The sequence below is a fragment of the Halorubrum sp. SD612 genome, from assembly GCF_002135005.1.
Window position 1 is genome coordinate 1 of sequence record NZ_NEWI01000126.1, and the last position, 7,508, is coordinate 7,508.

Here is a 7,508-nt window from a genome sequence, read left to right on the forward strand (position 1 = left end):
GCTCGGCTTCGACGACGGCCGCTCGCAGATGCGGTACGTCGAGAACCACGACGAGGACCGCTACCTCGCGGAGTACGGTCGCGACGCGCTCCGCGCCGCCGCCGCGGTGACGTTCACCCTGCCGGGGGCGCCGATGATCTACGCCGGGCAGGAGCGCGGCAACGAGACGTACCGCGGGCCGATCCGGTGGCACGACGGCGACAACGATCTCACCGACTTCCACCGGCGGCTGGTCGCGCTGCGCGGGGCCGAACCGCTCCTCCGCGACGGCGACGTGACGTTCGAGGGTCGCGCGGCCGACGTGCGCGTCGTCGAAGGGGACGCGGAGCGGGTGACCGCGTACGAGCGGACGCCGGCGGGGGGAGACGGGAGCGAGGCCGATCCCCTGCTCGTCGTCGTCAACTTCGCGACGGAGCCGGCGACCGTCGCCGTCCCCGACGGGGTCGAGACGGACCTGCTCGGCGACGGAAGCGCGGTGGACCGCGACGGCGGCGGCGACGGCGATGCCGGGGTCCGGGTCGCGGTCGACGCCGCCGCCGTGCTCCGGTGACCGGTCGCCGTCGCCGCCGTGCTCCGGTGACCGGTCGCCGTCGCCGTCGCCGCCGTCGCGGAGCGGCGAAGCCGCCCGGTACCGACTCCTATAAGTGTCGCTCGCCAGAGGCGTGCGTATGGACGACCGGACGCTGACCGACCTCCTCCGTCGCTTCGGACTCTCTGATAAGGAGGTCGACACCTATCTCAGTCTGCTCGAACACGGCGAGGCGAAGGCGAGCACCGTCGCCGACGCGGCGGGCGTCTCGAAGCGGTACGTCTACAGCGTGAGCGAGTCGCTGGCGGAGCGCGGCTTCGTCGAGGTGAACGACCACGTCGTGCCGACGACGATCCGGGCGAACCCGCCGGACGAGGTGATAGACCGGCTCCGGTCGGACGTGGACGCGATGCGACCCGGGCTCGCGGAGCGGTACTCCCGCGTGGAGCGCCAGGCCGAGCAGTTCGAGGTGATCAAATCGCGGGTCACGGTAATCAAGCGGATCCGGTCGCTGCTCGCGGACGCCGAAAGCGAGGTGACGCTCTCGATCACCGCGAAGCAGCTCCCCGAGGTGCGCGAGGCGCTCGCCGACGCGGTCGACCGCGGCGTCCTCGTCCTGCTCGTCGTCTCCGACGCCGACGCGAGCCTCGACGCGGACGACCCCGCGCTGTCGGGCGTCGCGAACGTCATCCGGACGTGGAGCGAGGCGATGCCGACGCTGCTCACGGTCGACTCCGCGGCCGGTGTCGTCTCCCCGCCCGAGCTCCTCCGGCAGTCGACCACCGACCGACAGGCCATCGCCTTCGCCCAGGAGCAGCTCGCGCCCGTGATTGTCGGCTCCTTCCTCGGGAACTACTGGCCCGCCGCGACCGAGATGGCCGTCGCCGAGCCGGCGCCGCTCCCGGTCGAGTACACCGACTTCAGACACACCGTCCTCCAGGCGACCCTGCGGCTCCGCGCCGGCGACCCGCCGCGGGTGACCGTCGGGGGGCGGTGGACCGACGACGACGAGGCGGCCGAGATCGTCGGCCGCGTCGTCGAGACGAAACAGGGGATGGTGGAGCCGAGGAACAACGAGTTCCCGGTCGAGCACTCGCTCGTCGTCGAGACCGACGACGGCGAGGTCACCGTCGGGGGACAGGGCGCGTTCGTCGAGGACGTCGAGGCGGACCTCGTCCGGATCGAGTCGGACGAGGAGTAGGGCGGCGACGCGGGGTTCCGGAGGGCCGGGACGCGGACCCCGAGACGCGGAGATCCGGAACACGCGGCGGAGCGACGCGTCCTCCCGGCGGCGGTCAGCTCTCCGAGGGAACCGACGAGCTCGACGGGCCGCCGTCGAGGGAGGGAGCGTCCGGATCGACCCTGAACCAGCAGTCTGAACCGGTCGCGTCGCCGCCGCCCCCGAGCAGCGCCACGCCGGCGAGCCGACCGCGCGGGTCGCGGCGGCACACCTCCAGCGCCACCGGCAGCGTCGGGACGCGGCCGTCCGTCGGAGACAGCGCGTACCCGGAGACGCGGACGGTCGCGCCGCGCTCGGCCTCGGCGGCCCGGTCGGGGTCGTCGGCGCGTTCGGAGCCGCCGACGCGCTCGTAGTCGTCGACGAGGCCGACCGCCGCGAGCCGGTCGAACGCGGCCGCGACCGGGTCCGCGGCCGGCGTCGGCCCGGGGTCCGGGAGGCGCTCGGCGGCCGCGGACAGCACCGTCGCCTGCGCCTCCGGATCGAGGTGGCGGTCGAGCGCTATCGCCGTCGCTTCGAGCAGGCAGAGACAGAGGTCGTCGGGGTCGGAGAGCCGTTCCGCGAACGCGAAGTACGCGTCCATCACCGCCGACTCGACGCGGTCGTGGCCCGCCGCGGAAAGCGCTTCGAACGCCGCCGCCGCCGCGGCGTGACAGAACTCGACGCGGTCGCGGCGCGGGCCCCGTCCGGGCGGTCCGGACCGGGTCGGTGCGTCGGGGTGCGGATCCGCGTCGCCATCGAGGGCGCTCCCGTCGCTGCCCTCGGCGTCGCGGTCGCCCTCGGCGGGACGGTCGTCGACGGCCTCCACCACGCGGTCGGTCAGCTCGTCGGCCGCGCCGACGTCGAGGTCGGGGACAAATCGGTCGAGGCCCGGGTCCCCGGTCGCCGTCCCGGTCGTCGGCTCCGCGAACTCCTGTCTGACGATCACGTCGTAAAAGGGGAGTTCGGGGTCGTAGCGGCGGAGCGCGTCGCGGTACTGCTCGGTCGCCCGGGCGGCCGCGCGGGCCGTCTCGCGGTCCGCGAACCGCAGACCGGCGGCGGGGACCGGGCGGTCGCCGTACCGCGCGCAGACGAGAGAGAACTCGCCGTCCTCGCTCGCGAGCGATTCGATGTGGATCGCGATGTCGAGCAGCGTCGTTCCGATCACGGCCGTGTCCTCGGTGTCGGGTCGGTCACTCCTCTAGGCTCGGGTGCGTCTCCTGCGGGTCGGGGTGTGGCTCGGCGAACCGGTCGCGGGTCGCGTCGAGCGCGGCCGACTCCCGCGCCTCGCGCTCGGCGGCGGCGATCTCCTCGCAGCCCGGCGGCACGTCGCGGTCGCGGTCGGTGAAGTACCCCTCCGGCGCGACCCAGTCGTGGTAGAACGGCTCGTCGGACTCCTCCAACAGCGTCACGGCGACCTCCGCGCCGTGGCCCGCGCACACCGCCGCCTGGTGGGGTTTGCGGGCGAGCCGTCCCGCGGCGTACAGCCCGTCGACGCCGGTCCGCCCGCGCTCGTCGGCGTCGACGTACGCCTTCCCGTGGTCGACGATATCGACGCCGTCGAGCTCCGTCAGATACCCCACCTCGTTCTTCGTCGCCGCGACGACCCGTCGGGCACCGATCCGGTCGCCCTCGTCGGTGGTCACGGCGAAGCGGGCGCCGTTCGCCGCGTTTCCGGCGTCGGCCGCGTCGGGGTCCCCGTCGGCGAGCGAGACCCGCGTGACCCGGGCGTCGAGCCGGTCCGCGCCGGCGGTCTCCGCCTGCTCGCCGAGCAGGTCCAGCAGGCGGCGCGGGTCGACGCCGAGCGGGAAGCCGGGGAAGTTCTCTAGGCGCGCGTTCCGGCGGAGGATCGACCCGCCCGGGTCGACGACGAGCGTGTCGAGCCCCTGCCGAGCGGTGTACACGGCCGCAGAGAGCCCGGCGACGCCGCCGCCGACGACGACCGCGTCGCGCTCGCGCGGGCGCTCGTCGGTCGGGCCGTCCGGGCCCTCGGCCGCTCCGGTCGCGCCCGCCGTCATCGCCCGCTCACCCGTCCACGTCCGAAGGCGTCGCCGGTCCGATCGCGGTTCGAGTCCATACCCGTTGACGCCGCCGCGACGAGATACGGCCTTCGGTCGCGGGTCGCGTCGCCGACGCGACCCGAGCGGGCCGAGGCGTCGATCGGGCGCGCCGGAGCGGCCGACGATCCCGCGGTCATCGGCGAACTCGGACCGGCCGCTCCGCGGCGATGAAGGGCTCGTCGCGGTCGGTCGCCGCGAACGCGATCCCGCCGCACTCGCCGCGCTCGACGCGCCACGTCGGCAGCGCGGGCACGTCGTAGTCGGTCGGGTCGCCGCACGTCGCCGCGACGGTCCACTCGCGGGCGCGCATCTACAACTCTCCGTTGATCGCGTCGGCCACCCGTTGCCGGTCGAACAGCCGCTCGTCTTCGGGGATCTCCGGGTACGGGCCCTCCTCGTAGCGGGGCCACGCGCCGAACGCGTCGGGGTACAGCTGCTTCGCGGTCATCTCCAGCTGGAAGAGGTTCAGGATCGGTCCCTGATACCGCGCGCCCTGCGGGTGGATCCGGTCGTTCTTCACCGCGGTGACCTCCGAGCCGACGGGGTCCTCCTCGAAGGCGGCCCGCCGCCCGGCCATGTCGGTTCCGGGCTCGAAGCCGCCGAGGTAGAGGATCACGTCGGGGTCGGCTTCCAGTATCGTCTCGAAGTCGACGACCGTGCCGGACTCGACGCTCCCTCCGAAGGCGTCGCGCGGCCCGAGCGGGCGCGTGTGCGACGTGAGGAAGCCGGGGTTGCTCAGCGTGTACGCGTAGATCTGCTCGATGTCGGCGGCCGCGACCATGATCGCGGTCGGGCGCTCCGACTCCGGCGGGAGCCCATCGTCGATCGTCGCGAGGAGCTCCTCGCGGACGGCCGCGAGCGCCTCGTAGCGCTCGCGCTCGCGGAACGCCTCCGCGACGATTTCGAACTGCTCCCAGAGGCCGTAGTACTGGTACCCGTCGGCCCACTCGCCCGTCGGCTCCTGGTGGCGGTCGGAGAGGGAGTTGCCGAACCACGGCGAGACGCGCTCGGCGATCTCGTCGACGTCCTCGCGGCTCCACGCGTCCTGCCGGGTGATCCACGCCGGGTCGGCGAGGTGGACGTCGCTGTCGAGTTCGTACAGCTTCCCCTTGTCGGGCTGCCACGAGGAGTAGAGCCCCGACCAGTCGAGCGAGACGCCGGGGAGCCGCTCGACGAACTGGTTCCAGAGCCCGTCGTAGTAGTCCGGCGCGTGCATCGCGGTGAGCCCGTCGCTCCGTCCGAGGGCGAACGCCATGCCCGCGTGGTGAGTGAGCCGCGTGAACACCGTCTCGGGCGGCGACTCGAACGTCACCTCGCCGGTCGGCGAGATCGACGCGGCGTAGCTCTCGTCGCCGCCGTCGGACCCCGACGGATCGGACTCCGCGCCGCCGCCGGCACAGCCGGCGAGTAGTCCGCCGAGGGCGACCGTCCCGCCGTACTTCGCGAACGCTCTCCGGGTGTGTCCGTCGACTGCCTCGTCGCTTCTGCGCATATTTTTAGGCTAGCCTAAACCAATTTAACCGTTCCGATCTTTAGGGCGACCTAAAACCGTGTCGCTCCCCCGCACCGGTTCCGGTCACTCTTCGTGGCGCGCGCGGATCGGCGTGACTCGCGGCCCGCGGTCGGTGCCGACCACGTCGGCGTCGACGCGGAACACCTCGGAGAGCAGGTCCTCCGTGACGACCTCCTCCGGCGGGCCGCGCGCCCGGACTTCCCCGCCCTTGAGCGCGACCACGCGGTCGGCGAGCCGCGCGGCCTGCTCGATGTCGTGGAGGACGACGACCACGGTGACATCGCTCTCGTCGCGGAGCGTCTCGATTACCTCCATCACCTCCATCTGGTGGTGAAGGTCGAGGAACGTCGTCGGCTCGTCCAAGAGGAGCACGTCGGTGTCCTGCGCCAACGCCATCGCGATCCACGCCAACTGCCGCTGCCCGCCGCTCAGGCTCCCAACCTCGCGGTCGCGCAGGTGGCCGCAGCCCGTCAGGTCGATTGCGCGCTCGACCGCGCGAGCGTCCTCCTCGGTCGTCCGCTCGAAGAACCCCCGGTGCGGGTAGCGACCGTGGTACACGAGGTCCTCGACGGTGATGCTCTCGGGCGACGTGCGCTCCTGCGAGAGCAGCCCGAGCCGCTTCGCGAGCGGCTTCGCGTCCATCGACTGGACGTCGCGCCCGTCGAGCAGGACCGAGCCGTCGTCGGGCGCTATCTGGTCCGCCAAGCCCTTCAGGAGGGTGCTCTTCCCGGAGCCGTTCGGCCCGACGAGCGCCGTCACCGCGCCCGGCTCGGCCGCGATCGACTCGCCGTCGATCACCGGCTCCGGGGCGGTCGGGTAGCCCACCACGAGGTCCTCGGCGTTGAGGTCGCTCGCGTCGGTCGCGTCGCCGGCTCCTGTCTGTCCGGTCCCGTCGCGCGGGCCGTTCGCGCCGCGCGTTTCGGTCTTGCCGCTCGATCCCTCCGGTTCGGTCGCGTTCGCACGGAATATGCACACTCAGAGCTCACCCACGTTCTGCCGCCGCCGCATCAGATACAGGAAGTACGGGCCGCCGACCAGCCCGGTGACGATCCCCACCGGGATCTGTGCGTCCGCGCCGGTTAGGACGCTCACCCCGAGGCGCGCGCCGACGTCGGCGCCGACCATCAGCGCCGGGCCGACGAACAGGCAGCCGACGATCACCCGCTTGTAATCGCTGCCGACGAGGTTCCGGACCACGTGCGGGACGATGAGGCCGACGAAGCTCACGATCCCCGCTACCGCGATGCTGGCGGCGGCCGCCAGCACGGCGACGCCGGAGAGCGCGAACCGGACCCGCTCGATCGACATCCCCAGCGACTTCGCCGTTTGCTCGCCGAGGAGGAGGAGGTTCAGCTGCCGCGAGCCGACGAGCGACAGCACGACCGCCACGAGCGTCCACGGGAGCGCGGTCCGGACCTGCTCCCAGTCGGTCCCCGTCAGCGACCCCGTCGTCCACTGGATCGCCGACTGGACGACGCCGATGTCGTCGGCGAAAAAGAACAGCCCCGTCTGGAGGCTGTTGAAGACGGTCCCGACGATGACGCCCGCGAGCACGAGCCGGACCGGGCTCGTCCCGTTCTTCCACGCGATAGCGTAGACGATCAGGAACGCGACCGATCCGCCGAGCGCCGCGATCAGCGGGAGGAACGCCGAGAGCCCGCCGAACACGACGAGCGTGAGCAGGATGGTCAGCCCGGCGCCCGAGGAGACGCCGAGGATGAACGGGCTCGCGAGTTCGTTGCGCGTCACCGCCTGGAAGATGGCGCCGGAGACGGCGAGGTTCATCCCGACGACGACGGCGACGAGCACTCGCGGCAGGCGGATGCTCCAGACGACGAGCGTCTCGCGCGCGAGCTCCGGCAGCTCGCCCCGGAACCCCGTGACCGCCCGCATCGGCTCCTCGCCGAGGAGGAAGTTGAGGAACCACCGCGGGTCGAGCAGGACGGCCGGGTCGAGGACGGCCCGCCACGCCTGCCCGACCGTCATCGAGTATGCCCCGAAGCTCACCTGAACGAGCCCCGCGAGGACGACGAGGGCGAGGCTCCCGGCCGCGACCGTCAGGAGGCGGGGATCGAACAGCCACCCGAGCCGGCCGTCGGCCGCCGCTCGGCCGCCCGCGACCCCACCGCCGATCGTCCGTCCGTCGCCGCCCACCTCGACCCGGAAGCGGTCGTCGACGCGCACGGGACC

General features: G+C 72.8%; 8 protein-coding genes. 2 read left to right on the top strand and 6 right to left on the bottom strand.

What is annotated here, in order from left to right:
• Positions 1 to 550, top strand: a 550-nt coding sequence (locus B9G38_RS12820; RefSeq protein ID WP_143415445.1) for an alpha-amylase family glycosyl hydrolase, incomplete at its 5' end; no start/stop codon positions are given.
• 118 nt (positions 551 to 668) lie between these two features.
• Positions 669 to 1,730, top strand: a complete 1,062-nt coding sequence (locus B9G38_RS12825; RefSeq protein ID WP_086220609.1) for a TrmB family transcriptional regulator sugar-binding domain-containing protein — start codon at positions 669 to 671, stop codon at positions 1,728 to 1,730.
• Positions 1,731 to 1,824: 94 nt separating this feature from the next.
• Here B9G38_RS12825 and B9G38_RS12830 read toward each other — a convergent pair whose 3' ends face one another.
• From B9G38_RS12830 to B9G38_RS12855, 6 genes are all read right to left on the bottom strand, one after another.
• Complete coding sequence (locus B9G38_RS12830; RefSeq protein WP_086220610.1) at positions 1,825 to 2,913, bottom strand: hypothetical protein; 1,089 nt, start codon at positions 2,911 to 2,913, stop codon at positions 1,825 to 1,827.
• A gap of 25 nt (positions 2,914 to 2,938) precedes the next feature.
• The gene (locus tag B9G38_RS12835; protein WP_086220611.1) at positions 2,939 to 3,763 is read right to left on the bottom strand and encodes an FAD-binding protein; all 825 of its coding nucleotides are present in this window, start codon (positions 3,761 to 3,763) and stop codon (positions 2,939 to 2,941) included.
• Between the two features lie 175 nt (positions 3,764 to 3,938).
• The gene (locus B9G38_RS18295) at positions 3,939 to 4,115 is read right to left on the bottom strand and encodes a hypothetical protein (protein WP_198945688.1); all 177 of its coding nucleotides are present in this window, start codon (positions 4,113 to 4,115) and stop codon (positions 3,939 to 3,941) included.
• On the bottom strand, positions 4,116 to 5,297 hold the full coding sequence (locus B9G38_RS12845; RefSeq protein ID WP_086220613.1) for an ABC transporter substrate-binding protein: 1,182 nt from the start codon (positions 5,295 to 5,297) through the stop codon (positions 4,116 to 4,118).
• An 84-nt stretch (positions 5,298 to 5,381) separates the two neighbouring features.
• A complete protein-coding gene (locus B9G38_RS12850; protein WP_086220614.1) occupies positions 5,382 to 6,293 on the bottom strand; it encodes an ABC transporter ATP-binding protein in 912 nt (303 codons plus the stop codon).
• Positions 6,294 to 7,472, bottom strand: coding sequence for an iron ABC transporter permease (locus tag B9G38_RS12855; RefSeq protein WP_086220615.1), 1,179 nt, complete (start codon positions 7,470 to 7,472; stop codon positions 6,294 to 6,296).
• Positions 7,473 to 7,508 lie beyond the last annotated feature (36 nt).

What these genes read in the sequence shown, in the direction of transcription:
- B9G38_RS12825 (WP_086220609.1), top strand. Translation starts at nt 669, where the DNA reads ATGGACGACCGGACGCTGACCGACCTCCTCCGTCGCTTCGGACTCTCT.
- B9G38_RS18295 (WP_198945688.1), bottom strand. Translation starts at nt 4,115, where the DNA reads ATGCGCGCCCGCGAGTGGACCGTCGCGGCGACGTGCGGCGACCCGACC.
- B9G38_RS12845 (WP_086220613.1), bottom strand. Translation starts at nt 5,297, where the DNA reads ATGCGCAGAAGCGACGAGGCAGTCGACGGACACACCCGGAGAGCGTTC.
- B9G38_RS12835 (WP_086220611.1), bottom strand. Translation starts at nt 3,763, where the DNA reads ATGACGGCGGGCGCGACCGGAGCGGCCGAGGGCCCGGACGGCCCGACC.